Genomic DNA, 24,453 nt, shown 5'->3' on the forward strand with positions numbered 1-24,453 from the left:
TATCTCTAATGAATAGAATATATAACTACAGTTTAACCGCTTGATTTTGACTTAACAATTTCATGCCGTTAATGATTTTTGCAAACCACACCACTATCGCAACGATAGCAATAGCACCACCAATAAACGGTAATACGTTCAACGCCTTATCCAGAATCTCACTATGAATCCAGTATTCAGCACCTGCAATCATGCCCGTTGTTGTTGCTGCCGACACACCCAACACCACAAAAAAAGTAAGAAACAAAAAGAAGCTACGAATAATGGTGTAGTAATGGCTATAGGCAACTTCATCAGCGCCTTTATCAAGTTTATAGCCAGCATAAATAATGGCGATAATCCCTGATAATAATAAAGTAAACGGGGTTAGAAAGCTGGCAATATATGCAAACCAAATACCCTTTTTATGTTCTTCCGTCATCATATGGTCCGAATAAATAAGCAATGTATAAGTTAATTATCACTGATATTTACTTGAGTTCAAGTTTCGCTCTAAATTACGATGATCGGGATCAACTTCTCGATCATTACTGTCGCTAGGGTCTGCTATAACGCCCTAAACGAACACATGCCTGCGATAAATCGACAGGCATGAGTAGGTTTATTTTACGGCTGCGAACAAATGCTATTTATAATTTATCCGTTGGCGTTTCAATTTCAGAGCCATCTTTAATCCGACGGTGACCTTGTTCTAAATGAACAAAATCCACTAAATCATCACCACTAACTTGAAACGCTTTACCAAACCCTTTTACAAATAGCCCTTGCGTTGGTGCTAAGCGGAATAAGACAAAATCTTCTAAGCCACTTAAACCATCAATTATCTCACCAAAGCGATCCCGTAACGCTACCACTGCCGATGTCCAACGATCACTATTACGCTCAACCACACTCACATCAGCTTCAAAGGTTAATCGTTTACGGGCATACAACGTTTTGGCCGTGGTTTCATCTTCAATCATCATGAGAGAGACTTGAGGATTTTCCAGTAAATTACGCGCATGCTTGGCAATCTGACTAATTAAGACGTAATACCCATCATCAAGTAACGCAAAAGGTGCATAACTAACATTAGGTTTGCCATTAATATCAACCGTCGCCAGTTGCAGTGTTAAACACGCTTCACGAAATTCTTTAATCTCTGGTCCTAAACGGTTTTGCAGTCGTTCTTGTTTTACTTCACCCATTTTATTTCCCTTCTTCCTTTTTAATGCAGACTGACTAACATTCTATTTTTATATTGTTATTATATTTTTAACTCATGTTTTTAAAATAATGGTTCTTTTTAACTAATGACGGGGTCTCATAAACCAAACATTTAATTTGCTAGTAGTTTGAGCTGTTGAAATTTTTCAATTTGATCTGAGAATAAGTTGCGCTGTTTATCTCGCCCCAAATAGACTTTAAAGATACATTCACCGTGTTCGGCAAAGAAACCTATAAAATAGCTTTCCTGACCCATAAATGGCTTACTGACTAATGCAATATGCTCAACTAAATCTAATCGTAGATGACCATGTAATTCACCCTCTTTACCCATTAAATTATAGTAACCGCGGGCTAATTTTCCTTTGGGAAACGGTGCTTTTACTTCAAAGATAGATCCCATTGAATGCACGATGGCCGTAACTGGCCCCCAACTCGGTAATACCTCTACGATGGTTTGTGCCACATTGCCAGCCAATGGAAAAACTAACTCAGATGGCAGCGATAACACCACTTCACCTTCTGTAACCTGTAGTTGTTCAGCAATTGCACCTGCATGAAGTTTTTCATCCTGCTGCAATATTTGAGCAACTTTCGTTTTTAATTCATCATGAGAATAGCGAGTAAACACAGTTATCATCCTTTTAATTACAATTAGCTAATAAATTTAATTTTCACACGGTTAAGATTGTGCTTTTACCGTTGCAGTCGTTATTACTTGAATCAAGGCTTGCGCCAGTGTTACCGCCCAAAATTGCCCCGCTAACGTCAGATTTAAATAGCGGTGATGCCCGAGTTGTTCTATTTCAACAAAACCATGTTGTTGCCACTGTTGAAATAATGGCATGCAAAAACTAAACAATGGCCAACCGGCTTGCTTATCGAGTTGTTTTGCAACAATCACTCCACGATCAAAGCCCGCTTTAATTGCCGTATTAACCGCAGCATGAGGTGATGATTTAACCATCATCGCGAGTGGAATTCGTTGGTTATTAACATCATCCATATAACGTTCAAGTTTGCGATGTTGCATATAACCATAACCGCCAACATTGCCCCCTGCACCCGCCCCTAGCGGTAAGACTTCTGCGGTGGTTTTAGCAAGACTGTTATAGCAACTTCGTTCGCGGTTATCGCGCGCCCAATGATTAACACTTAAACGGCGTAGATGATGTTTAGCCATATAATCTACCCCCATTTCAAACATTGAAGCTTTAGTCATAGTATCAGCCGGCTCTGGTAAACGGCCTTGTTCAACCATTTTCCCCATTGGCGTATTGCCCATTTCAATCAGCTGATATAAATCAACACCATGGGCACCAGAATCAAGAAAATCATTTAAATCTTGTTGCCACACATCAAGATTCTGGTATGGCAGTCCATAGAGTAAATCAATCACAATTGGCGCTTGATCGGTTGCCGCTAACTCATTGACGCGTTTCAGCACTATGTCACGATCATCTAAACGTTTTGCTTTACGGCGCACTTGTGTATCAAAACTTTGCACACCAAAAGAAAAACGGTTAAACCCGCCTTCAAGTGCCGATTCAAACATTTCATCGCTAAAACGGTTAATTCGCCCTTCTAGCGTTAACTCACAATCAGAGGCTAACGGAAAGTGATGGCGAATCATGGTGCCGAGTTGTTTAATTTGTGCCGCAGTTAAATCTGTCGGAGTACCGCCACCAATATAGACCGCTTGAAAAGGTGCAGCCTGCGTCCATGGTTGCGCGGCTTTATACTTAAGCTCAACCATTAATGCTGCAAAATAATCATCAATCAGACGTTGGCTTGATGCATATTCAAAAAAACTACAATAAGTACAACGTACACGACAAAATGGAATATGAACGTATAAACAACGCTTATTAAAAGGTGGGTCTGTTAGCTGCAAAATCTGCTGTGCTAACGGCTGTATTTGGTCTGGAGCAATAGGATTATGACTGCCACCACCAGCATGTGCCGATAATTTACGTCGAAAACCAAATCGCAACGGATCCGGCGTATTTTCTCCAAATATATCACCACCAAAACTAGATATATCCAAACTAGCTGGCGTATTTATAGGCAATATAGGTTGTTCGGCATTTATCATATTAATGGCTATATCCACTAGCCCCTCTTCAGTAACTTGTGATGTGTAACTTCGATAAGGTTGGCGACAAATCGACCCACATCACATCATTTATGATTATTTGCTATCACTTTTCAAGCTGCTTATTTCAAGATATTTCAATGCAGAAACGGTGCATTGCCATTCCCATCAATGATTCTTTATCTCATTTTCGGCCATGATATTTTGCATTGAATAATATTGCAAATGATAATTGATATTATTCGCATTTCGTGGATAATGGCTAAAAATAAAGAGTCTATATTAATGGTTATCTAAGTAACCACATGAAAATGCTGACAAAACGGACTGTACACACAAGGGGTGGTATTTTGCATCAATATTCAATCACTATCGACAACGTTCTTTTTAGTGTTATTTTTAGGTAATAATAGTGAATACAAAACGTTACGTTGCCGCAGGGGCGGTATCATTATTGGTTCATAGTATGTTTCTTGCTGCTATGCCAGCCAAAGATCCAATCACACTGACGATGGGAAGCGATACTCCACACGTTAGTTTAACCTTCGTTGCAGTTCCACCTGCTGTGGCGAAAACACCACCACCAACGGTAACGCCAGTATCCACCCCGACAGAATCAGTACCAACAAAGTCTGCGCCAGTAAAGCCCCCAGTTATATCGACTATGAAGCGCTTAGCAAAGACCGCAACAGTGGATAAAACCGTCCCTAAAAAAGCCCCAACACTTAAAAAAACTGCACCACCGAAAAAGAAAACTACACCGCCGACTAAAAATAGCGTTACCCCAATAAAAAACGTCACCTCAGTAAAAAAGAAGCAGCTTACGCATAAAAAACCTTTAAAGCAGACATCATCAGCTATAACAACGATGACGGATACAAAAACAGCGCTGAAATCAACAAAAGCACTGTCAAATCAATCGAATAAAACAGCAGCCACAGCTGTCGATAATGCAGGAACACAAGCATTACAATTGGTATCAAAGCCGACCTTTGTGACACGACCTGGCGCTGTCAATTACCCCAAATTAGCCAAACGTCGCGGAATTGAGGGTCAAGTACTGATTGAAGTCTGGATTGGTATAAAAGGACAACAACTCAAACAAAAACTGATCAAATCATCCGGTGCTCATATCTTAGATAACGCAGCAATTACGGCGATTAAGAAATGGCATTTTTCTTCTCATATTGTGAACGGTAAGGCGATTGCCCACCGAGTACAGATCCCTGTACGTTTTAAACTGGACTAAACCATGACTGTTATCGACAACCTCACCCAACAATTTGGCCTTATGACATGGCCGCTGCTTACATGCTCAGCACTAACGATCATGATTCTCGTCGAGCGTTTTATACAAGTACTACTCTGCACGGGCGTTGGAAAAACCAAAATCACCGCCCTTTTAGATAAACAGAATCGACATGATGATCGTGCGCTAGATCAGTTAGCAGACCAACTTAAGCATCAACGACCATTACTGTGTAAAGGCATTGCAATGCTTATTTCTCATCGTCATTTCACGAAACCATTACGTGAAGATGCCGCGGGTATTTGGTTACTTCAACAGCGCCAGCAATTACGTTCAGGGCTACGATTACTGAGTTTAATTGGTGTGATTAGTCCGTTATTAGGTTTACTTGGTACGGTGTTGGGCTTAATTGAAATGTTTAAAGGCATTGCCCTATCAACAGGCTCGGTTACGCCAAGTGATCTTGCTGATGGTTTAGGTTTAGCAATGCGTACAACAGCGGCTGGCTTAATTATTGCCCTGCCCGCTATTACAGGCTCACAGCTATTAGGTTTATGGGCCGATAGCATTATGGCGAAACTGGAGCACAGCTTAAACCGTTGTAATTTATGGTTAGAAGGCATGAATATTGATGTCGGTAATAGCCCAGTAAAGCCATGTGATACTTGTGAAGAAAACCCTGCTTACACTGGCAAATCAGCATGATTAGTATCAATAATAGTCAGCAAAATGCAGACGAACTCAATCCTGATTTAACGCCTTTATTGGATATCATCTTTATTGTTATGGTGTTTTTATTACTTACCGCAACAGTAAAAATTAAATCATTAGATGTGGAATTGCCGCAGACCTCAACCCAAATATTACAAACAACCAAGGCCGATCCGATCACGATAAATCTGGTTGCGACTGAACCTTATTGGGCATTAGACGGTCAATCGGTCGACAACTGGGACAACTTTTCACAGCAATTATTAGCCGCTGTAAAAGCACATTCAGATAAGCCTGTCGTTATTGGTGCTGATAAAAAAGCATCCGTAGAACAAATGCTCAAGTTATTAGCTTTTCTACAAAAAAATGACATTAAAGCCACGCAACTATTAATGGAAGATCAACAATAATGGACAGCTACCGTTCTTTTATCGCCTCACCTTGGCGTCATGTTTCTCAAGAAATACTGTTATCAGCAACACTATTTATCACAGCTTCAAGCATATTTAGTCCTCTCGCCCATGCACAAGCAAGTTCTGCAAGAGTTATTAGTGCAGGTGCGGCTATTACAGAAATCATTAACGCTTTAGGGGCTGAAAAGCAATTAATAGCTGTCGATGTTACCAGTAAAACCCTTGTAGCGGATGATATGCCTAAAGTCGGTTATCACCGTCAACTGTCAGCGGAAAGCCTGATTGCTTTAGCCCCCACTCGTATTATTGGCTCTGATGAAATGGGGCCACCAAAGACATTAACCCTTTTAAAACAATCGGGAATTGAGGTGGATATTGTTAACGGTGGCGAAACGGTGTCTGATTTACTGCATCGAATCGATCAAGTTGCGGCCTTAACCCAACATTCACAACAAGCACAGCAACTTAAGCAAACTATCGCAGCGACAGTAAAAAACATCGAAAAAAACAATACTCATCAGACTCAACCGAAAAAAGTATTGTTCTTAATGATTCATGATGGACGACCAATAAGCGTTGCTGGCAAAAATACCACCGCTGACAGTATTATTACTTTAGCGGGAGCAATAAACCCAGCGGCAGCCGTTATCGCAAACTATAAGCCAGTTTCAACCGAAGCTATTTTGCAAATGCAACCCGACATTATTTTACTTAGCAGCCGCACCACAGCCTCAATTAAAAATATGGCACAACTCATCAAAAAAATGCCGGTATTAGAAGCCACTCCTGCGGCAAAAAATAATGCCATTGCCGTGATTGATGGTACGGCATTAATTGGTGGCTTAGGCATTCATAGTATTAATGAAGCCATGCGTCTTAATCATGTTTTTTACCCACAATCGTAATCTGAGATAAATGTCACCATGAACGTTAGTCGTATTTCACCCCATGTCATTTATTCGATTAGTCTAGGTGCATTACTCTTTGCACTATTAAGCTCTATCGCTATTGGACCGATGGATATCAGTTATAAAGACAGTTTTTTATCTTTATTACCAGGTAAGCATCAACTCGCCACCCATGTTGATTTAGTGATCCATCAAATACGCTTACCACGAACATTATTGTGTATTGCGATTGGTGCCATACTTGCGATCTGCGGAGCGGTGCTACAAGGGTTGTTTCGTAATCCTCTTGCAGATCCGGGCATTATTGGTATTTCAGGAGGTGCTGGCCTAGGTGCTGCGTTTGCGATCATTTTATTTGCCCCATTAATGGCGCAATACCCTTTATTAATGAATATTGGTGCTGTGCCCTTCTTCGCTTTTTTGGGTGGCGCGCTGAGCACATATTTGGTGTATCACCTCGGCACTGATAAAAACGGCACATCTGTCGTGGTAATGCTATTAGCAGGTGTCGCAATTGGTGCTATTTCTGGTGCTGGTTTGGGGCTACTTAACTATATTGCCGATGATCAAGCGCTACGTGATTTTTCATTATGGTCAATGGGATCACTTGCAGGGGCGACTTGGTCAAGTATCTGTCTTGCCTTTGTGAGCCTCATTGTTATCTATTATTATTGTTATCGCCAAGCTAATGCATTGAACGCCTTTTTATTAGGAGAAGCTGAAGCTCGTCATATGGGTGTTAATGTTCAACATCTAAAGCGCAGTTTAATTATTGTATGTGCTGCTGGTGTGGGGATTACCGTTGCTATTACAGGTCCTATTGGCTTTATTGGTCTGGTGATCCCCCATTTAGGGCGCATGATTTCAGGCCCTAATCATAAAACGTTATTGCCAATCTCAGCTATTCTAGGTGCTTTAATTTTACTTGTCGCAGATATGATCGCGCGTAGTGCTTTTGCACCACAAGAACTCCCCGTTGGTATTATTACCGCTATTTTAGGCGCTCCATTCTTCATTTATCTATTGAATAAACAAAAAGGCAGAATCGCATGACGGTAACCTCTGCACGCCCAACTGTCATTTCGGCACGTGATTTGCAATTAACATTGGCAGGAAAAGTATTATTAGATGACTTTAATATTGATATAAAAGCGGGTGAAATAACGGCGCTACTTGGGCCTAATGGCGCAGGAAAAAGCACGTTACTTAAAATACTCTGCGGTGAAATGACACCTGAAAGTGGTCTGGTTACATTTTTTGATCGCGATATTGAAGATTGGCAACGATCTGAATTGGCGTGCCATTTAGGTATTTTACCGCAACACAGTTCGCTGTCTTTCGCCTTTACCTGTAAAGAAGTGGTTGAACTTGGCACTATGCCGCTATGTTTGTCACGCCAAGAAATTGACGATATCACCCTCACAACCATGCGTAATACTGATGTTCTTCATCTTGCACCACGCTTATATCCCACGTTATCAGGGGGTGAAAAACAACGAATCCATTTCGCACGCGTGCTAACACAACTCAGTCAAGCTGATGATAAATGTATTCTAATGTTAGATGAGCCAACATCTGCCTTAGATCTCGCCCACCAGCATAAAACGCTACAAATGGCACAAACCATGGCAGCAAAAGGTGCCGCGGTTATCATCGTATTACATGATCTCAACTTAGCTGCGCAATATGCTCAACGTATGGTCATTATTCAACACGGTAAGATTCAAGCCGATGGATCACCATGGCAAGCATTACAACCTGAAATAATTAACAATGTCTACGGTTGGAACATTTCCGTACATCTCCACCCTGTTCATGGTTATCCTTATCTACTATCCTAGTATTAAAGTTCATCGTCTTTTTGATTATCTCTTGTAAATTTCAGTAAAATTACTGAAATTTACGATTTTTTGTTGATAGTTATCAAATAATTTACTCCCAGACAATTGAAACGTTGCACTACGCGTAACACTCAGTAAAATGTGAACGCAAGCGATTACACTTGAAAAATATGCAATAATTATAAAGCCGCGAATAAATGCGGCTTTTAGTGTTAATACTATTTAAGTATGCAGTAGACACATTATTGGTGCCAAATTGAATAATTAACGAGAGACTTTACCGAAAAACATTGAATTATATTCATCTCAGTAATTACTCAATTTGGTACCTCACGATTAGCTAGAAACATCTCTAGCACCCATTATTAGAAGAATAAATATGGCAACCATTAAAGATGTTGCACGTATGGCTGGCGTTTCAACTACAACAGTTTCACACGTGATCAATAAAACGCGCTTTGTCGCAGAAGCAACACAGAAAAAAGTACTTGCTGCTGTTGAAGAGCTTAACTACGCACCAAGTGCTGTTGCGCGTAGCCTAAAATGTAATACAACCCGTACAATTGGCATGCTAGTCACTAAGTCAACCAACCCTTTTTTTGCTGAGGTTGTACATGGTGTTGAAGAGTATTGCTACCGTGAAGGTTACACGCTCATTTTATGTAACACTGAAGGTAACCTTTCTAAACAATATGATTACTTGCGCATGCTTGCAGAAAAGCGTGTCGATGGCTTATTGGTAATGTGTTCTGATCTTGATCAGAAATTACTGGATCTACTTGAGCGTCAAAAAGACCTACCAATGGTAGTGATGGATTGGGGTCCAGAAAGCCCACATACTGATAAAATTCAGGATAATGCTGAGCAAGGTGGCTACATTGCGACTAAGTATTTTATCGATCATGGTCATAGCCGTATCGGTTGTTTATCAGGCCACAACGATAAATCAACGTGTCGTGAACGCCTAAAAGGCTTTAATAAAGCAATGGCAGAAGCAAACTTAGCGGTTAACGAAAACTGGATTCTTGAAGGTGACTTTGAGTGTGATTCAGCCGTTGAAGCTGCTGAGAAGTATATTGCAATGACAGATCGCCCAACCGCCATTTTCTGTTTCAATGATATTATGGCAATGGCACTGATCAGTACTTTTGAACAAGCAGGGTTACGCGTTCCTGGTGATATTTCAATTATTGGCTACGACAATATTGATCTTGCGCCTTACTTCGCGCCACCATTAACAACTATCCATCAGCCAAAGCGTCGTTTAGGTAAAACCGCCATTAAGATTTTAATGGAACGCATGAAGAACAAAGATCATGAACCTCAAATCTTTGAAATGACGCCAGCCATCGTTGAGCGCAAGTCAGTAAAGGATTTACGCTAACACGCCCCCTTTTGATTGAGCCAATATTTTTATTGGCTTTTTTATAGCTAATGAATTTCGCTCGATGATCCTACAAAAAATATCTTATTCTCAAAAACATGAACAAACTCACAGATTCATCAGCTTTAATTAATATTAAAACTTACCTTTTTAAAAGATCGAATATAATAGGTCTTGTAAATACATATAATAGTAAGCAAAAGACTTACAAATTATAAATAATACTTCTATATTGATAATATTATTTATAAAGTGATACATGGATGATTTAGAGTAGGAAAATTCTCTCGTAAATAACTTTAATAATAAGTCAATTTACGACTACTTTAATGTTAGGTGACACTCATTTATTCACCGAGTAGAAGTATGGATAAACCAATATTAAAAAACTCATTAAAATTATTAGACCATTTAGGTAATGTTAAATCGCGTTCTATGTTTGGTGGCTTTGGTATTTTCGCAGGCGAAGCAATGTTCGCACTTGTGGTTAATAATAAACTTCACCTAAGAGCAAACGCTAAAACTGAAGAGGAGTTTCAACAAGCGGGATTAGAACCGTACATCTATAAGAAACGTGGGTTTCCTGTAATAACTAAACATTACGCAATTCTTGATGAATGGTGGGAAGAACCTGAAAAAATAATAGAGCAAGCTAAATATTCTCTTGAAGCAGCACTTGCTGATAAAAAAGCAAAAGAATGTTGCGCGCCAGCTAGGATAAAAGATTTACCTAACTTACGCCTATCAAATGAAAGAATGCTCAAAAAAGCAGGTATTCAAACTATTGATCAACTATACGATCTTGGTGCACTCAACGCCTATAAGGCATTACAAAAAACACAAGAGGCATCATTAAGTTTAGAATTATTATGGGCTCTAGAAGGTGCTATACATGGCCAACATTGGTCTGTAATACCAGAAAGTAGACGTAACGAACTGCTCGCAAAACTATAATAAATATATTCGTCAACTGGCTAAGTGACGCTTAAGAATAAAGAGGCTCAGTGCCTCTTTAATTTATTTTATTCGATATCTGCATATAATCTTTCCAAACTATCCTTACTTGAACCTGCACTTCCTCTGAACACATCTTACTGTGTACATTAATTATACAGCACAATTAAAAATACACATTCCATGAAAAAATAGTTATCCAAGATCCTGTTTATTCTTTATATCGAAAATCATAGATACATCCTTCATAAAAACGTATTTTTAACGTTCTTGAACGAATATTTATCCAATACCACACTAAAGCATCATTCACCACATAAAATGTAACAATTCATACATTCATTATTGTTATTTGTTCTTTGTTATATCTAATAATTTTTTGAATAATAAAAATTTTTGTCATTAAATGAAATACAATATCACTTCCCTCGGTCTTGCTACTTAAGAGTCGATGTGATTCTCATTTAATAAGGACATACCTTGCGTATATTAACCAAAAAAACATTCTCATTATGGGTCAAACCTTTGCTATGGCTTCAAAAACGCCATTTTGGCAATATTCTCAATCCCGCGAAACTATGGGGACAAAAACCAGTGCTTTTCTGGTTAGTGGCTTTGTTCTTTGGTTACCTTGATCGTAAAAAATCACCGATTGATGCAGTGATACGTTCATTAGTCTGTGTACGAGTATCACAACTAAATGATTGTGCTTTCTGTGTTGACGCTAATGGCATGAAATTAGCAGAGCGCTGCCATTCATTAGAAAAAATTAAAGCACTTGCACACTGGCAATCTTCTGATCACTTTTCAGAGCAAGAACAAGCAGTGTTAGCTTATACCGAAGCAATGACTCTTAGCGATCAACATGTCAGTGATGAAATGCTAGCAGCGCTTGCAACATGGTATAGCAGCGATGATATTATTGAATTAACCGCATTAGTGAGTTTTCAAAATTTATCCGCTAAGTTTAATACTGCGCTAGATGTTCCTGCACAAGGTTTTTGCTCATTACCTATTCAGCCTCAACAAAGGAGCCACGATGAAAAGTAATAAACTTTTGTTGCTTACCGTTATATTGGCAATTATTGGCACTTGGTTTTATTTTGACCTTGGCCAATACCTTACCCTTGAAGCGGCTAAACGTGAACAATTAACCCTGCAAGACTATATTATTGAAAATCCAATTACATCTTATATTGGCTTTTTTAGTTTATATATTTTAGTCACTGCTCTGTCTATTCCTGGCGCATCAATATTAACCTTATTAGGCGCAGCTTTATTTGGTTTCTGGGCCAGCCTAATTATGGTGTCTTTTGCCAGTACAATAGGCGCAACACTGGCCTTTCTATCTAGTCGTTTTATTTTACGTGATTGGGTACAAGCAAAATTTGGTAACCGCTTAACAACCTTAAATGATGGCATAAAGAAAGAAGGCGGATTTTATCTGCTGAGTTTACGTTTAATTCCTGTTTTCCCTTTTTTCCTTATTAATCTTTTAATGGGATTAACCATAATTAAAACCCGTACTTTTTTCTGGGTTAGCCAATTAGGAATGTTAGCGGGTACTGCCGTTTATATTAATGCGGGTACTCAACTTGGAAAAATAGATTCACTCAGTGGCATCATCTCTGCCCCCGTTTTATTCTCTTTAGTTCTACTTGGCATTTTCCCATTACTTACAAAATGGATCATGAAAACAATGGCTATTAAAAAACAATACAAACAATGGCAAAAGCCCGCTCGCTTTGATCAGAATCTAGTTGTCATTGGTGCAGGTTCTGGCGGTTTAGTTAGCGCGTACATTGCTGCCGCAGTAAAAGCAGATGTTACTCTTATTGAACGTCACAAAATGGGAGGCGATTGTTTAAATACTGGTTGTGTTCCATCAAAAGCACTTATTCGTGCAGCACATACTGCGGCTGATATCAAAAATGCATCAGCACTTGGTATCGATGCTCACATTGATAATATCGATTTTGCACAAGTGATGGGCCGCATTCATAAAGTCATTACTAAAATTGAACCCCATGATTCTATCGAGCGTTACAGTAAGCTTGGCGTAAATTGTATTACCGGTGATGCAACTATTGTCTCGCCATGGGAAGTTGAAGTGAATGGCACCCGTATTACAACCCGTAATATTGTTATCGCAACGGGTGCGCGTCCATTAGTACCAGCCATACCTGGTTTGGATACTGTTAATTACTTAACATCTGATACTGTGTGGCAATTAACTGCCCTGCCTAAGCGATTATTAATCCTTGGTGGTGGCCCTATTGGCTGTGAATTAGCACAAAGTTTTTGTCGATTAGGTGCCGAAGTCACTATTGTTGAAAGATCACCTCAGCTATTAAATCGTGAAGATCGCGATGCTGCTCAATTAGTTGAACAATCGCTTGTACACGATGGCGTTAATATCTTACTGCAACATAATGCTGTTCAATTTGAATCAACGTTTGATGATAATGGTCAACGAATTCAACGTGCCATCGTTGAACATAACAACCAACAAGTTAGCATCGAGTTTGATGCAGTAATGGTCGCTTTAGGCCGTGTTGCAAATGTGCAAGGATTTGGTTTAGAGGAACTCGGCATTACCACAACAGAGCGTGGCACTGTCGCTGTAAACCAATACCTACAAACACAATATCCTAATATTTATGCCGTCGGTGATGTTGCTGGCCCTTACCAATTAACTCACGTAGCTGCACATCAAGCATGGTATGCCGCGGTTAATAGCCTATTTGGTGCCATTAAAAAATTTAAAGTCGATTATTCAGTTATTCCAGCCGTCACTTACACGGCACCTGAATTAGCAAGAGTTGGCATTAATGAAAAAGAAGCGCAAGCGCAAGGGATTGATTATGAAATCACCCGCTATGGATTGGATGATTTAGACCGCGCTATTGCTGATGGTTATGATGAAGGTTTTATTAAAATATTAACCCCTAAAGGTAGCGATAAGATTCTGGGTGCCACTATTGTTGGTCACCATGGCGGTGATTTATTAGCTGAGTTTACGCTCGCAATGCGTCATAACTTAGGGCTAAATAAGATCTTAGGCACGATTCATCCTTACCCAACCATGAGTGAAGGTGCAAAATACACCGCTGGCGTATGGAAACAAGCCCATGCCCCTCAAAAACTGCTTGCTTGGGTCAAAAAATATCACCACTGGATGCGTAATTAATCATTACGCCAATAAGGATATCGATTGTGATAACAGCATTTTCTACTTTAAAAAAGCTGACGTTAACTGCTGCATTGGTCATTGGTAGTGTAACGGCACACGCCAGTGAACAGCATAAAAACGTTAATATTATGCCCACATGGCAACAAACCCTTGCTCAAGCTAAGGGAGAAACCGTCTATTTTAATGCTTGGGGTGGCAGCCAAGAAATAAATGATTATCTGTTATGGGCTAATACCCAATTACAACAGCGTTATGGTGTCACTTTAAAACAAGTTAAAGTGACCGATATAGCGGAAACCACACAACGTTTATTGGCAGAAAAAACCGCAGGCAAAAACAGCGGTGGTAGTGTTGATATGGTATGGATCAATGGCGAAAACTTTCGTTCAATGAAGCAAAATGGGCTGTTGTATGGGCCATTTACGCATCAGCTTCCAAACTGGAAATATGTCAATAAATCACTGCCTATTGATAAAGACTTCTCTGAACCAACTCAAGGACTAGAAGCACCATGGGGTGTTGGCCAACTGGTGTTTATTTATGATCCTGAAACGCTAAAAAATCCACCCAAAAGCTTCAAGGCATTATTAGCTTTAGCTCAGCAACATCCTGGAAAAATTAGCTACCCTAAACCACCAGAGTTTCATGGAACAAGCTTTTTAAAAGCAGCACTGTTAGAACTCACACCAGACAAAAAAGCATTATATCAACCCTTACAGTTACCTAAAGATCAAGCGCTGTTTGATCGCGTAACAGCACCATTATGGCATTATCTTGATCAGCTCCACAAAGTAGCATGGCATCAAGGAAAGCAATTCCCTGCGGGCACAGCTGAAACGGTACAGTTACTTGATGATCAACAATTATTATTAGCGATCACCTTTAACCCTAATGCGGCAGCTGCAGCCATTGCGAATGGTAATTTAACTGATAAAGCAAAAACTTATGCCTTTAGTGCTGGCGCATTAACTAACATCCACTTTGTTGCAATTCCGTGGAACGCAAATGCCAAAGCCGGTGCATTAGTAGCGATTAATTTCTTATTAAGCCCAGAAGCACAAGCGCACAAAGCTGACACCAATGTGTGGGGAGATCCTACTATTTTAAGTCCGCAGGCGTTTAAACAATTGCCGCCATCATATAACAAACCGAGCTTTACGCCTTACCCTTCAATTGCAGAGCCAAACCCAACATGGCTAGCAGCAATTGAACATCAATGGCAGCTAAGATACGGCAACTAATTTACAGTAACTAACTCACTGTTATATTTATTATAAATTAAGCTAACTTGCATTATGATAGCAAGTTAGCTTTCCTTGTTTGATGTTTATTTGAGCCCTATGTTAGCCATTATATTTGTTGTCACATTATTGCTATTTGCAAGTCCATTGATCATTGGCTTTCTTGGTATGCTTGCACCTGCTTTTGCATGGCTACCAGCATTAAACATGCATCAACCATCGCTATTAGGTTGGCAGCAACTTTTTGCCTGGCCTGATCTTGGTCATTCAATTGCTTTAACACTACTGTCAGGTTTAGGCAGTACATTACTGGCACTATGGTGGTGTTATTTGATATTGCGCCGCTATTGGCTTAGCCCAAAGTGGCAAAAAATTGAACGCTTACTAGCCCCGTTACTCGCTTTCCCTCATATTGCTTTTGTGCTTGGTTTTGGGCTGATGTTCTCATCAACAGGCTGGATTGCCCGTATTTGGCATCATACAGGCCTCGCAGATACTCTTTATCCTGTGCTTATTCATGATAGCTTTGGTTTAGGATTACTGTTTGCATTAGCCATTAAAGAAACACCCTTTTTATTATTAATGAGCATCAGTATTCTAAAACAGCTGGATATAAAACGTCTTTATCAAGCATCCATGAGTCTGGGATACAACCATCAACAAATATGGTACATGGTTATACTGCCGCTATGGCTACCAAAATTACGCTTGGCGATTTTCGCGGTTGCCGGTTACGGACTTGCCGTGGTTGATGTGGCATTAATTATTGGCCCCACTCACCCCAGCACATTTTCAATGCTAATTTGGCAATGGTTTACTGATGGTGACTTAACCCAACTTCCACGCGCAGCAGCAGGAACATTGTTATTATTTGGTATTGTCATCATTACTTTTGGACTATTACGTTTAATAGAATGGTGGCGATTATCATACGCAACATCATGGCAATATCGCGGCGCAATTCGACACTCAACCCGTCGTATTCCCTCGCCTATTGCCGCTTTTTTTAGTCATGGTTTATTATTGTTACCGTTAATTATGCTGCCTATTTTGGCTGTATGGTCATTTGCTTTACGGTGGCGTTTTCCTGACTTACTCCCCAGCCGTTATAGTGTCCGTTTTTGGCAACAGCAATTTGAACCACTACAACAGCTCATCGGTAACAGTATTTTTCTCGCATTAATCAGCAGCTGTTGTGCCTTAATCATGGTGATTCTTTGCCTTGAATATCGCCAAAAGTATCAACGTGGAATCCCTACAGTACTGATCGCGATTCCAATGGTTGCGCCACAATTATCGCTATTATTTGGTATGCAGACAGCGGTCTCTTTTGTCTCTGGCCACTATTTTTGGCAATGGGTAATTTGGAGCCATTGGCTTTATGTTTTCCCGTATATTTATCTTACGTTAGATGGGCCATGGCGCAGTTATGATCAACGATTAGATCAAACAGCAAGAAGTTTAGGCTTAAATGGCTGGCAAACATGGTGGCGAGTTAAGTTTCCACAGCTAAAACCTGCATTATGGTTAGCCTTTGCGGTTGGCTGTAGTGTCAGTTTGGCACAATATTTACCCACTCAAATGCTAGGCGCTGGGCGCGTATCCACCTTAACCACTGAAGCGGTAACGCTTGCTAGCGGCCAAGACCGACGCATCAGTGCAATTTATGGGCTATTACAAGGATTATTACCTTTGGTCTTTTTTACTATCGCGATGGTATTAGCACAACGCAAATCATCACCCGCTCAAACTCAAATAAGCAGGTAATCTTATGGCCCTTTCTGTTTCACAATTAACCTTACGTCATCGTAATAATAATGTCGTGATAGGCCCGTTAACTTTTGAGGTTGAAGCGGGAGAAATAATGACGTTAATGGGGCCTAGTGGCAGTGGTAAATCCACTATTCTTAGTGCGATTGCAGGTCACCTAGCCCCTGACTTCACAGTCACAGGTGAAATACAGCTTAATAAACAATCAATAACCTCGTTAGCACCTAATATGCGCCATATAGGTATTGTTTTTCAAGATGATTTACTGTTTCCTCACCTTAATATTTGGCAAAATCTCGCGTTTGGGTTACCACAAAATATTAAAGGTAGCCAACGTAAGCACCAAGCGTTAGCCACATTAGACGAATTGAATTTACTCCATTTACAACATCAGCAAGCCCATGAAATTTCCGGAGGTCAACGAGCAAGGATAAGTATGATGCGATTATTATTGTCGCAACCCCAAGCAGTATTACTTGATGAACCCTTTAGTAAATTAGATAAAACCCTACGCGCAGCATTTCGTCAATTTGTGTTTAATCAAATTCAACAACGCAATATTCCGGCATTGATGGTCACACATGACGACGATGATATCCCCCCAAATGGCGATGTTTTACACTGGCCTTGGCAATAAATATTCAAGCAGGACACCACATGCTCGACCGTTACAGTATTACTCTTATACGTCAGCCATTAGCAAAGCTGGCGATGTTGCCTGAAAAATATGGAATTAGTGCTAATCAAATCACCCTCAGCGGTTTTGTGATTGGCCTGTTTGCACTCCCTGCATTAGCCTTTGAGTATTATGGATTAGCACTATTTTTCATTATTATTAACCGACTATTTGATGGCTTAGATGGTGCAGTGGCACGCCGTCAAGGCATTACCGATTGTGGCGGATTTCTTGATATTACGTTAGATTTCTTATTTTATTCTTTGATTCCATTTGGCTTTGTATTAGCCGATCCACAATACAATGCCGTTGCTGGCGCATTCTTGATCTTTTCTTTTATCGGAACCGGCTCAAGCTTTCTTGCGTTTGCAATTATGGCAGGGAAACGCAATATAGAAAGTCCAGTATATAAACATAAATCGTTGTATTACATTGGTGGTCTCACGGAAGGTACTGAAACCATTGCCTGTTTTGTTTTGTTTTGTTTACTTCCGCAGCACTTTGCCACTATTGCCTGGATTTTTGGCTCACTATGCTGGATCACCACCGCAACACGTATTTGGGCAGGTTACCACACTCTAAAAAATTAAATTAATACCGCTGGATGTAGCACAACCTCATCCAGCGATCTCTTTTCATTTTTCAACTTCTTCTCTTTATCACAAGTAACCGTTACTCAACGTACCCACTGATGATGTAACTGTTCGCTATCTCCTAAATAATCTAATAACCAACTTACCGCGGGATTCATGGTTTCAGTATTCCATGCTAAACAACAAGGACTCACTGACGGTTTAATGGCTAACTCTTTTTCAATTAGCTCTCCCGCTTCAATTAGTGGAATGGCCATGTGACTTGGCACTACACTCACTCCTAACCCCGCTTTTAAACACTGCATTGCACTGTACCAATTAGGAACAAGTATTCGGCGTTGGTTATCCATCAGCCATGTGATCCGTTTCGGTAACGTACGAGAGGTATCTTCTAAACAAACGGCTGGATATTGTGCTAACTCATGCGGTTCTAATGGATGATCACAAGTCGCTAAAGGATGCAGGGGATCAATCACAAACTTCCATGTTAATGTTCCCATATCTCGATAATCAAAGCTTCCCCCCACTGGTACTGCAGCAGTTGCGCCAATGGCAATGTCAGCCCGTCCATCTGCTAAGGCATCCCATACACCATTAAATACTTCCATGGTGAGGTGTAATTCGACATCAGGGAAATGTTCATAAAAGTCTTTAACTAACATATTAACGCGACTTTGACGCACCACAGTATCTAAAGCGACAGATACATTTTGTGACCAACCATTGGCAACGCGTTGTGTTTGATATTTCATTAATTGCATCTGTTTGATTATTTTGCGTGATTCTTCAACGAAATACTCCCCTGCTGGCGTTAGTTTAACCTGCCTATGCAATCGAACAAATAATTCGACAGCTAAACGCTCTTCTATCAATCTAACAGTATAACTGATGGCGCTAGGCACTTTGTGCAATTCTTCCGCAGCGCCTGAAAAGCTGCCACGACGGGCGACTACGTCTATAACTTGGAGATCATTATAAGAAAACATATCACATCAAATTTTTTGAAAGCATGGTTTAAATTTTAGCGTTTCACAGCTATTAAAACCAGTATTACACTAGTACATATTGAAATATTGACGAAAAGTATAAAATGAAAAATACCCCTTCTAAAATTACCCTATTCTGGTTTGCATGTTTAAGTATGCTTGGCTTCCTTGCTACTGACATGTATTTACCTTCGTTTGAAACGATCCGTGCCGACTTTGCAACAACCCAATCTCTTATCGGCCTTTCGCTCAGTGTCTTTCTACTTGGTATGGCATTAGGACAAGTTATTTACGGTCCATTATCAGATCGTGTAGGACGTATTAAAGTACTTGTTGGCGGTATGGTGCTGTTTAGCCTTGCCTCTATTGCATGTTCTTTTGCCCCCAACATTGAAGTCTTCCTTGCTGCACGTTTTGTGCAAGCATTAGGCGCATGTAGTGCAACGGTTATCTGGCAAGCGGTTGTGGTTGACCGTTATGATGGCAAAGTATCAGAGCGTGTGTTTGCGACAATCATGCCGTTGGTTGCATTGTCTCCAGCTTTAGCACCTTTATTAGGTGCCATGCTTGAGCATCAATTAGGCTGGCGTAGTATTTTCATCGCATTAGTTGGTTTTGGTGCAGTGCTAGCTATCATGACACTAAAAGAGCCTGAGAGCGCTAACCTTAGCCAACAGCAAGAAAAGCTAACGGTTAAACTGCGTAGTGACTACAACCAAATTCTAAGCTCAAAGAAATTCTGGGGTAACATGCTAATATTTGCTGCATGTTCAGCCGCTTTCTTTGCTTATTTAACTGGCTCACCTTTTGTTATGTCAGCAATGGGTTATTCAGGCACTGATATTGGCTTAAGCTACGCACCACAAACAGTTGCCTTTATTGTCGGTGGTTACGGCTGTCGTACTTTGCTGAATCATTTTGAGAGTAAAAAGCTTCTACCATGGATTTTGGCATTGTTCTTTAGCAGCGTTTTGATTATGTTTGTTATTTCAATCTCAATCAATGTAACGACTATCTGGCCAATTCTTATTCCATTCTGCTTCCTTGCGGTTGCTAATGGGGCAATTTACCCACTGGTTATTAGTGCTGCCTTATCTGATTTTAGAAATTGTAGTGCAACGGCTGCTGGCCTACTGAACTTTATGCAAACAATGGTCTGTTTTGCGGCAAGTGGTTTAGTCTCTGCCTTTGCTGGATTTGGTTTATTAACAGTCACAGTAGCGATGTTCATCACAGGCTTTATCGCTATTATAGGTTTCATTCTGGTGACAAAAGCACGCCACCAGCAAGCAGTAATAGCAACCGCGTAATAACTTGCTCTCTTTAATTATTAGAAGCAGCCTTCGTCGGCTGCTTTTTTTTGCCTATTTGTTGTGGCTTAATGAACTTGTACGCCTTTCATTGGCTCCTCCTATCTTCCTATCAATATGTGCTATTTAAGCATAAATAAAAACAATAATATCGCCACCATCCAACTATAAATCCACTTACATAATGACTCACACAACAATGACTAATTAATCATTCCATTAAAACAATGAAACATCTCTTTCTAATCACTATTATGCACTCAAACTCTAATATTTAGATAAGGTTTATTAATTGTTAAAAATAAACATTGTAACTAAGTAATTTAGCAGGTTAAATCATTAGTAATTAAACAAATACGCAACATATTATTTTTTTATACATTTTCCTTGCATAAGATATCGTGATGAGTAGTATATAAATTAAGTGATGATTAATGCAGTATTAGAGCATGAGTATTCAAGTAAGTAATATCAATAAATTTTACGGTCAAAACCAAGTACTGCATGATGTCAGCTTTACTTGTAACACTGGCGAAACCCTCGTTTTATTAGGCCCAAGCGGCGCAGGAAAGAGCTCGTTATTGCGAGTATTAAACCTGCTAGAGAACGCAACAGATGGCAATTTAACGATAGCTAATAATATATTTGATTTTTCAAAGCCTATTTCAGAACAAAAAGGCTTAGCGTTGAGAAAAAAAGTGGGAATGGTTTTTCAACAGTACAATCTCTGGCCCCATAAAACAGTGATTGAAAATTTAATCGAAGCACCAACCAAAGTATTAGGTCTCGATAAAGCGATTGCTAAACAACAAGCATTGGATATTTTGACGCAATTACACCTTGCAGATAAAGCAAATGCATGGCCGTTACAACTTTCAGGTGGCCAACAACAACGAGTCGCGATTGCGCGTGCATTGATGATGAAACCTGACGTGTTGCTATTTGATGAGCCAACCGCAGCCTTGGATCCAGAGATCACTAGTCAAATCGTTAAGATCATAAAAGATCTCAGCGGCACAGGGATAACCCAAGTTGTCGTTACTCATGAAGTTGATTTTGCAAAAAAAATTGCAAGTCACATTTTATATATGGAAGACGGACGTGTGATTGAACATGGTAACCATGACTCTTTTACAACACCAAAAACCACCCAATTTGCAGAATACCTTAACCATTAATAGGTCTCTTTTTTAAAACTGCGTAGATAGAAAACTACGTGATCAATCCGCATGGAGTATAGCGATGAAAAAAATGTTATTAGCGGCAATAATTGGCTTAGCATCTGGTCATGTCATGGCACAAGATCTTAAATTTGCAACAGAAGCGACTTATGCACCATTTGAATACATGGATGCGAACAATCAAATTCAAGGTTTTGATATTGATATTGCTAAAGCCTTGTGTTCAGAAATGAAAGCAACCTGTACGTTCCATAATCAAGCGTTTGATAGTCTAATTCCTGCGCTAAAATTCAAACGTTATGATGCTGCAATTTCAGCAATGGATATTACCGAGGCACGTCAACAACAAGTCAGTTTTAGTAATACCTATTATGACAATGCCGCTGCGTTTGTATCATTAAAAGACCATGTTGCTGATCAAGCAGCCCTAACAGGTAAGCGTGTCGGTGTACAAAATGGTTCAACACACCAGAGCTATATCACCGATCAAATGCCTGACGTAACAGCGGTACCTTATACCAGTTACCAAGATGCATTTATTGATATGCAAAATGGCCGTATTGATTCTGTATTTGGTGATACTGCTGTTGTGGCTGAATGGTTTAAGAAAGACAACGGCGACAAACTGTCTTATGTCGGTAAGCCAGTTACCAATGCGAAATATTTCGGTAATGGTTTTGGCATTGCAGTAAATAAAAACAACCAAGCATTAGTAGAACAATTAAATAAAGCGCTGGCAGCCATTAAAGCAAATGGCCAGTACCAAGCAATCTTTGAACAGTATTTTGGTAAGTAAGTTATGATATTAACGGGATATTCACAATCCCTGCTAGAGGCTAGCTGGATGACAATCCAGCTTGCTTTTGTCAGTTTAGCGGTAGGGTTAGTTTTAGCGATGTTATTTGCAGGCGGCGAAATGTCACGATATCGTGCTATCGCGTGGCCAACAACATTTATCGTGACTATCCTCCGTGGTCTGCCTGAACTATTAGTTGTACTTTTTATCTTTTTTGGTTCGGGCGAAATTATTTTTTATGTCACTGGCGAATTCATTGAGATCAGCCCCTTTTTATCTGGTGTCATTGCATTATCACTTATCTTTGCTTCTTATGCCGCTCAAACGATACGAGGAGCACTTAAAGCTGTTCCCAAAGGTCAACGCGAAGCAGCAACGGCACTTGGAATAAGTAAACAACGTACTTTTTTCAGCATTATTTTGCCGCAAACAGTGCGTCATGCGTTGCCCGGTTTGACTAATCAATGGTTGGTATTATTAAAAGACACCGCACTTGTTTCGTTAATTGGTGTTACTGATTTATTAAAGCAAGCCCAATTAGCATCAGCAGCAACGCATGAAAGCTTTACGTGGTATGCCACGGCTGCAGCGGTGTATTTAATTATTACCTTAATCACGCAACGTCTGATTAAAATAATTGAAAAGAAATTCAGCGAGCAAGATGGCTCTAGTACTCAAACCCATAAAAGCCAAGGAGCAACCGCATGAATGAACAAAATTTTTGGCTAATGGTACAAGGGCTAATTACCAGCCTTGAGTTAACCGCAGCCTCTTTATTGGTCGGTTGTAGTTTGGCGTTATTAATGACGGCAAGTTTGATATTACGTACCCCAATTCTTCACTGGATCAGCCGCGGTATTATCACCCTCTTTACGGGAACGCCATTATTAGTACAAATATTTTTAGTCTATTATGGCCCAGGACAATTTGAAGTTATTCGTCAAAGCTTCGTATGGGATTGGTTAAGCCAACCTTGGTTTTGTGCCATGCTGGCATTGGCTTTAAATACGGCAGCTTATAGTACCCAGCTATTTAAAGGGGCTTTTGATGCCATACCTCAAGGTCAATGGCATGCTTGTCGCGCTCTTGGTATGAATACTAAAGCAACATTGGGGGTATTACTGCCTTTTGCTATTCGTCGTGCAGTGCCTGCTTATTCAAACGAAGTGATCTTAGTATTTAAAGGCACATCACTTGCCAGCACGATTACGATTATGGATATTATGGGTTATGCACAACGTATTAACGCACAAACTTATGATACTTTGACGGTCTTTGCTGTGGCGGGAGCATTCTATCTTGCGGTTAATGGTTTACTGACATTACTGTTTCGAGTGTTTGAGAAAAAAGCGCTTGCGTTTGAAGCTGCACGTTAAGATTGAGTATAGTAGCTCAATAATAGCGGCATATTACCTCGATTAAAAAGCCGATATAATGTCGGCTTTTTAATTACTAAATACAATAATATTTATCATAATTTAATGACTTAGTTTGGCATTGATTTTTAAAACTAATTGGGATTTTGTGTTCTCAACTACGTCAATTTTATTCTCTTTAATATGAGAGAATTGCGCTAACAACGCACTTAACTCTTCTTTCATCAATTGTAAATGTCGTGATGTTCTGTGGCGGGTAATCTCACTTACAAGCCTTTCCTTTGCTTGTAATGCTGTTGTTACTTTTGCAGCCTTCTTTTTTGAACGGAAGAAGAAGTTCATAGTAAACATCCTTATTTTTTATAAACACCTATAAAATATTAGATTATGATACTAAATACCATTAAATAGTTTCATATTTGTTAACTCGTTATAATAATAGCTGCATTATATAACTAATAACCATATAACCAATAACCATCTAATATATAAATAATCATAATCATCGCTTATTTACATTGTAGCTCATAGTTAATATCCACCACTTATTTCAAACTCCATTCTCTTGAT

General features: G+C 39.7%; 25 protein-coding genes. 19 read left to right on the forward strand and 6 right to left on the reverse strand.

Annotated features, from left to right (window positions below; translation table 11 throughout):
* Nucleotides 1–25: 25 nt before the first annotated feature.
* The 4 genes from CZ809_RS10875 to hutW form a co-directional block, all read right to left on the reverse strand.
* Nucleotides 26–421, reverse strand: a complete 396-nt coding sequence (locus tag CZ809_RS10875) for a hypothetical protein (protein WP_080157654.1) — start codon at nucleotides 419–421, stop codon at nucleotides 26–28.
* Between the two features lie 208 nt (nucleotides 422–629).
* Nucleotides 630–1,187 (reverse strand): heme utilization protein HutZ, encoded by a 558-nt coding sequence (gene hutZ, locus CZ809_RS10880; protein WP_080157655.1) that lies wholly within the window; start codon nucleotides 1,185–1,187, stop codon nucleotides 630–632.
* A 131-nt stretch (nucleotides 1,188–1,318) separates the two neighbouring features.
* Nucleotides 1,319–1,846 (reverse strand): heme utilization cystosolic carrier protein HutX, encoded by a 528-nt coding sequence (gene hutX / locus CZ809_RS10885; RefSeq protein ID WP_370738017.1) that lies wholly within the window; start codon nucleotides 1,844–1,846, stop codon nucleotides 1,319–1,321.
* A gap of 42 nt (nucleotides 1,847–1,888) precedes the next feature.
* Nucleotides 1,889–3,301 (reverse strand): heme anaerobic degradation radical SAM methyltransferase ChuW/HutW, encoded by a 1,413-nt coding sequence (hutW, locus tag CZ809_RS10890; RefSeq protein ID WP_080157777.1) that lies wholly within the window; start codon nucleotides 3,299–3,301, stop codon nucleotides 1,889–1,891.
* A 412-nt stretch (nucleotides 3,302–3,713) separates the two neighbouring features.
* Here hutW and CZ809_RS10895 point away from each other — a divergent pair, with 412 nt between their 5' ends.
* From CZ809_RS10895 to CZ809_RS10960, 14 genes are all read left to right on the forward strand, one after another.
* Nucleotides 3,714–4,550, forward strand: coding sequence for an energy transducer TonB (locus tag CZ809_RS10895; RefSeq protein WP_080157657.1), 837 nt, complete (start codon nucleotides 3,714–3,716; stop codon nucleotides 4,548–4,550).
* A gap of 3 nt (nucleotides 4,551–4,553) precedes the next feature.
* Nucleotides 4,554–5,255 carry a MotA/TolQ/ExbB proton channel family protein gene (locus CZ809_RS10900; RefSeq protein ID WP_080157658.1) on the forward strand — a complete coding sequence of 234 codons (702 nt, stop codon included), beginning with the start codon at nucleotides 4,554–4,556 and terminating at the stop codon, nucleotides 5,253–5,255.
* Nucleotides 5,252–5,671, forward strand: a complete 420-nt coding sequence (locus CZ809_RS10905) for an ExbD/TolR family protein (protein ID WP_080157659.1) — start codon at nucleotides 5,252–5,254, stop codon at nucleotides 5,669–5,671. Before CZ809_RS10900 ends, CZ809_RS10905 begins: the two co-directional genes overlap by 4 nt.
* A complete protein-coding gene (locus CZ809_RS10910; RefSeq protein ID WP_080157660.1) occupies nucleotides 5,671–6,579 on the forward strand; it encodes a heme/hemin ABC transporter substrate-binding protein in 909 nt (302 codons plus the stop codon). The genes CZ809_RS10905 and CZ809_RS10910 overlap by 1 nt, the downstream gene beginning before the upstream one ends.
* An 18-nt stretch (nucleotides 6,580–6,597) precedes the next feature.
* A complete protein-coding gene (locus CZ809_RS10915; RefSeq protein WP_080157661.1) occupies nucleotides 6,598–7,635 on the forward strand; it encodes a FecCD family ABC transporter permease in 1,038 nt (345 codons plus the stop codon).
* On the forward strand, nucleotides 7,632–8,423 hold the full coding sequence (locus CZ809_RS10920) for a heme ABC transporter ATP-binding protein (protein WP_080157662.1): 792 nt from the start codon (nucleotides 7,632–7,634) through the stop codon (nucleotides 8,421–8,423). The genes CZ809_RS10915 and CZ809_RS10920 overlap by 4 nt, the downstream gene beginning before the upstream one ends.
* Nucleotides 8,424–8,802: 379 nt before the next feature.
* Entirely contained in the window at nucleotides 8,803–9,807 is a 1,005-nt protein-coding gene (gene purR / locus CZ809_RS10925) for an HTH-type transcriptional repressor PurR (RefSeq protein WP_080157663.1), read from the forward strand.
* Between the two features lie 366 nt (nucleotides 9,808–10,173).
* Nucleotides 10,174–10,761 carry a TfoX/Sxy family DNA transformation protein gene (locus CZ809_RS10930; protein WP_080157664.1) on the forward strand — a complete coding sequence of 196 codons (588 nt, stop codon included), beginning with the start codon at nucleotides 10,174–10,176 and terminating at the stop codon, nucleotides 10,759–10,761.
* Between the two features lie 480 nt (nucleotides 10,762–11,241).
* Nucleotides 11,242–11,811 (forward strand): carboxymuconolactone decarboxylase family protein, encoded by a 570-nt coding sequence (locus CZ809_RS10935; protein WP_080157665.1) that lies wholly within the window; start codon nucleotides 11,242–11,244, stop codon nucleotides 11,809–11,811.
* Entirely contained in the window at nucleotides 11,801–13,951 is a 2,151-nt protein-coding gene (locus CZ809_RS10940) for a dihydrolipoyl dehydrogenase family protein (RefSeq protein ID WP_080157666.1), read from the forward strand. Before CZ809_RS10935 ends, CZ809_RS10940 begins: the two co-directional genes overlap by 11 nt.
* Before the next feature lie 131 nt (nucleotides 13,952–14,082).
* Nucleotides 14,083–15,195 (forward strand): ABC transporter substrate-binding protein, encoded by a 1,113-nt coding sequence (locus CZ809_RS10945; RefSeq protein ID WP_370738019.1) that lies wholly within the window; start codon nucleotides 14,083–14,085, stop codon nucleotides 15,193–15,195.
* A 99-nt stretch (nucleotides 15,196–15,294) separates the two neighbouring features.
* Nucleotides 15,295–16,962 carry an ABC transporter permease gene (locus CZ809_RS10950; protein ID WP_080157667.1) on the forward strand — a complete coding sequence of 556 codons (1,668 nt, stop codon included), beginning with the start codon at nucleotides 15,295–15,297 and terminating at the stop codon, nucleotides 16,960–16,962.
* A 4-nt stretch (nucleotides 16,963–16,966) separates the two neighbouring features.
* A complete protein-coding gene (locus CZ809_RS10955) occupies nucleotides 16,967–17,602 on the forward strand; it encodes an ATP-binding cassette domain-containing protein (RefSeq protein WP_080157668.1) in 636 nt (211 codons plus the stop codon).
* A gap of 20 nt (nucleotides 17,603–17,622) precedes the next feature.
* The gene (locus CZ809_RS10960; RefSeq protein WP_080157669.1) at nucleotides 17,623–18,231 is read left to right on the forward strand and encodes a CDP-alcohol phosphatidyltransferase family protein; all 609 of its coding nucleotides are present in this window, start codon (nucleotides 17,623–17,625) and stop codon (nucleotides 18,229–18,231) included.
* An 86-nt stretch (nucleotides 18,232–18,317) separates the two neighbouring features.
* Here CZ809_RS10960 and punR read toward each other — a convergent pair whose 3' ends face one another.
* A complete protein-coding gene (punR, locus tag CZ809_RS10965) occupies nucleotides 18,318–19,220 on the reverse strand; it encodes a DNA-binding transcriptional activator PunR (RefSeq protein WP_080157670.1) in 903 nt (300 codons plus the stop codon).
* Nucleotides 19,221–19,324: 104 nt separating this feature from the next.
* Here punR and punC point away from each other — a divergent pair, with 104 nt between their 5' ends.
* The 5 genes from punC to artM all read left to right on the forward strand — a co-directional run bounded on the left by punC (nucleotide 19,325) and on the right by artM (nucleotide 23,883).
* On the forward strand, nucleotides 19,325–20,530 hold the full coding sequence (gene punC / locus CZ809_RS10970; protein ID WP_080157671.1) for a purine nucleoside transporter PunC: 1,206 nt from the start codon (nucleotides 19,325–19,327) through the stop codon (nucleotides 20,528–20,530).
* Nucleotides 20,531–20,979: 449 nt separating this feature from the next.
* Entirely contained in the window at nucleotides 20,980–21,708 is a 729-nt protein-coding gene (gene artP / locus CZ809_RS10975; protein WP_080157672.1) for an arginine ABC transporter ATP-binding protein ArtP, read from the forward strand.
* 64 nt (nucleotides 21,709–21,772) lie between these two features.
* Nucleotides 21,773–22,507, forward strand: a complete 735-nt coding sequence (locus CZ809_RS10980; RefSeq protein WP_080157673.1) for a lysine/arginine/ornithine ABC transporter substrate-binding protein — start codon at nucleotides 21,773–21,775, stop codon at nucleotides 22,505–22,507.
* Between the two features lie 3 nt (nucleotides 22,508–22,510).
* The gene (artQ, locus tag CZ809_RS10985) at nucleotides 22,511–23,215 is read left to right on the forward strand and encodes an arginine ABC transporter permease ArtQ (RefSeq protein ID WP_080157674.1); all 705 of its coding nucleotides are present in this window, start codon (nucleotides 22,511–22,513) and stop codon (nucleotides 23,213–23,215) included.
* Complete coding sequence (gene artM / locus CZ809_RS10990) at nucleotides 23,212–23,883, forward strand: arginine ABC transporter permease ArtM (RefSeq protein WP_080157675.1); 672 nt, start codon at nucleotides 23,212–23,214, stop codon at nucleotides 23,881–23,883. The genes artQ and artM overlap by 4 nt, the downstream gene beginning before the upstream one ends.
* A gap of 102 nt (nucleotides 23,884–23,985) precedes the next feature.
* On the opposite strand, the gene CZ809_RS10995 is transcribed toward artM, so the two are convergent.
* Nucleotides 23,986–24,225 (reverse strand): cell division topological specificity factor MinE, encoded by a 240-nt coding sequence (locus CZ809_RS10995; RefSeq protein WP_080157676.1) that lies wholly within the window; start codon nucleotides 24,223–24,225, stop codon nucleotides 23,986–23,988.
* Between the last annotated feature and the right edge of the window lie 228 nt (nucleotides 24,226–24,453).

It is taken from the genome of Photobacterium piscicola (genome assembly GCF_900166965.1).
Classification (GTDB): Bacteria; Pseudomonadota; Gammaproteobacteria; order Enterobacterales; family Vibrionaceae; genus Photobacterium; species Photobacterium piscicola.

Excerpts from the sequence above, each read along its gene's own strand:
- CZ809_RS10940 (WP_080157666.1), top strand. The coding sequence starts at position 11,801 with ATGAAAAGTAATAAACTTTTGTTGCTTACCGTTATATTGGCAATTATT.
- CZ809_RS10875 (WP_080157654.1), bottom strand. The coding sequence starts at position 421 with ATGACGGAAGAACATAAAAAGGGTATTTGGTTTGCATATATTGCCAGC.
- CZ809_RS10945 (WP_370738019.1), top strand. The coding sequence starts at position 14,083 with ATGCCCACATGGCAACAAACCCTTGCTCAAGCTAAGGGAGAAACCGTC.
- CZ809_RS10930 (WP_080157664.1), top strand. The coding sequence starts at position 10,174 with ATGGATAAACCAATATTAAAAAACTCATTAAAATTATTAGACCATTTA.
- artQ (WP_080157674.1), top strand. The coding sequence starts at position 22,511 with ATGATATTAACGGGATATTCACAATCCCTGCTAGAGGCTAGCTGGATG.
- CZ809_RS10910 (WP_080157660.1), top strand. The coding sequence starts at position 5,671 with ATGGACAGCTACCGTTCTTTTATCGCCTCACCTTGGCGTCATGTTTCT.
- CZ809_RS10905 (WP_080157659.1), top strand. The coding sequence starts at position 5,252 with ATGATTAGTATCAATAATAGTCAGCAAAATGCAGACGAACTCAATCCT.
- CZ809_RS10950 (WP_080157667.1), top strand. The coding sequence starts at position 15,295 with ATGTTAGCCATTATATTTGTTGTCACATTATTGCTATTTGCAAGTCCA.
- CZ809_RS10995 (WP_080157676.1), bottom strand. The coding sequence starts at position 24,225 with ATGAACTTCTTCTTCCGTTCAAAAAAGAAGGCTGCAAAAGTAACAACA.
- hutW (WP_080157777.1), bottom strand. The coding sequence starts at position 3,301 with ATGATAAATGCCGAACAACCTATATTGCCTATAAATACGCCAGCTAGT.
- CZ809_RS10955 (WP_080157668.1), top strand. The coding sequence starts at position 16,967 with ATGGCCCTTTCTGTTTCACAATTAACCTTACGTCATCGTAATAATAAT.
- CZ809_RS10900 (WP_080157658.1), top strand. The coding sequence starts at position 4,554 with ATGACTGTTATCGACAACCTCACCCAACAATTTGGCCTTATGACATGG.
- CZ809_RS10920 (WP_080157662.1), top strand. The coding sequence starts at position 7,632 with ATGACGGTAACCTCTGCACGCCCAACTGTCATTTCGGCACGTGATTTG.
- artP (WP_080157672.1), top strand. The coding sequence starts at position 20,980 with ATGAGTATTCAAGTAAGTAATATCAATAAATTTTACGGTCAAAACCAA.
- hutX (WP_370738017.1), bottom strand. The coding sequence starts at position 1,846 with ATGATAACTGTGTTTACTCGCTATTCTCATGATGAATTAAAAACGAAA.
- artM (WP_080157675.1), top strand. The coding sequence starts at position 23,212 with ATGAATGAACAAAATTTTTGGCTAATGGTACAAGGGCTAATTACCAGC.
- punR (WP_080157670.1), bottom strand. The coding sequence starts at position 19,220 with ATGTTTTCTTATAATGATCTCCAAGTTATAGACGTAGTCGCCCGTCGT.
- CZ809_RS10960 (WP_080157669.1), top strand. The coding sequence starts at position 17,623 with ATGCTCGACCGTTACAGTATTACTCTTATACGTCAGCCATTAGCAAAG.
- hutZ (WP_080157655.1), bottom strand. The coding sequence starts at position 1,187 with ATGGGTGAAGTAAAACAAGAACGACTGCAAAACCGTTTAGGACCAGAG.
- purR (WP_080157663.1), top strand. The coding sequence starts at position 8,803 with ATGGCAACCATTAAAGATGTTGCACGTATGGCTGGCGTTTCAACTACA.
- CZ809_RS10980 (WP_080157673.1), top strand. The coding sequence starts at position 21,773 with ATGAAAAAAATGTTATTAGCGGCAATAATTGGCTTAGCATCTGGTCAT.
- CZ809_RS10915 (WP_080157661.1), top strand. The coding sequence starts at position 6,598 with ATGAACGTTAGTCGTATTTCACCCCATGTCATTTATTCGATTAGTCTA.
- punC (WP_080157671.1), top strand. The coding sequence starts at position 19,325 with ATGAAAAATACCCCTTCTAAAATTACCCTATTCTGGTTTGCATGTTTA.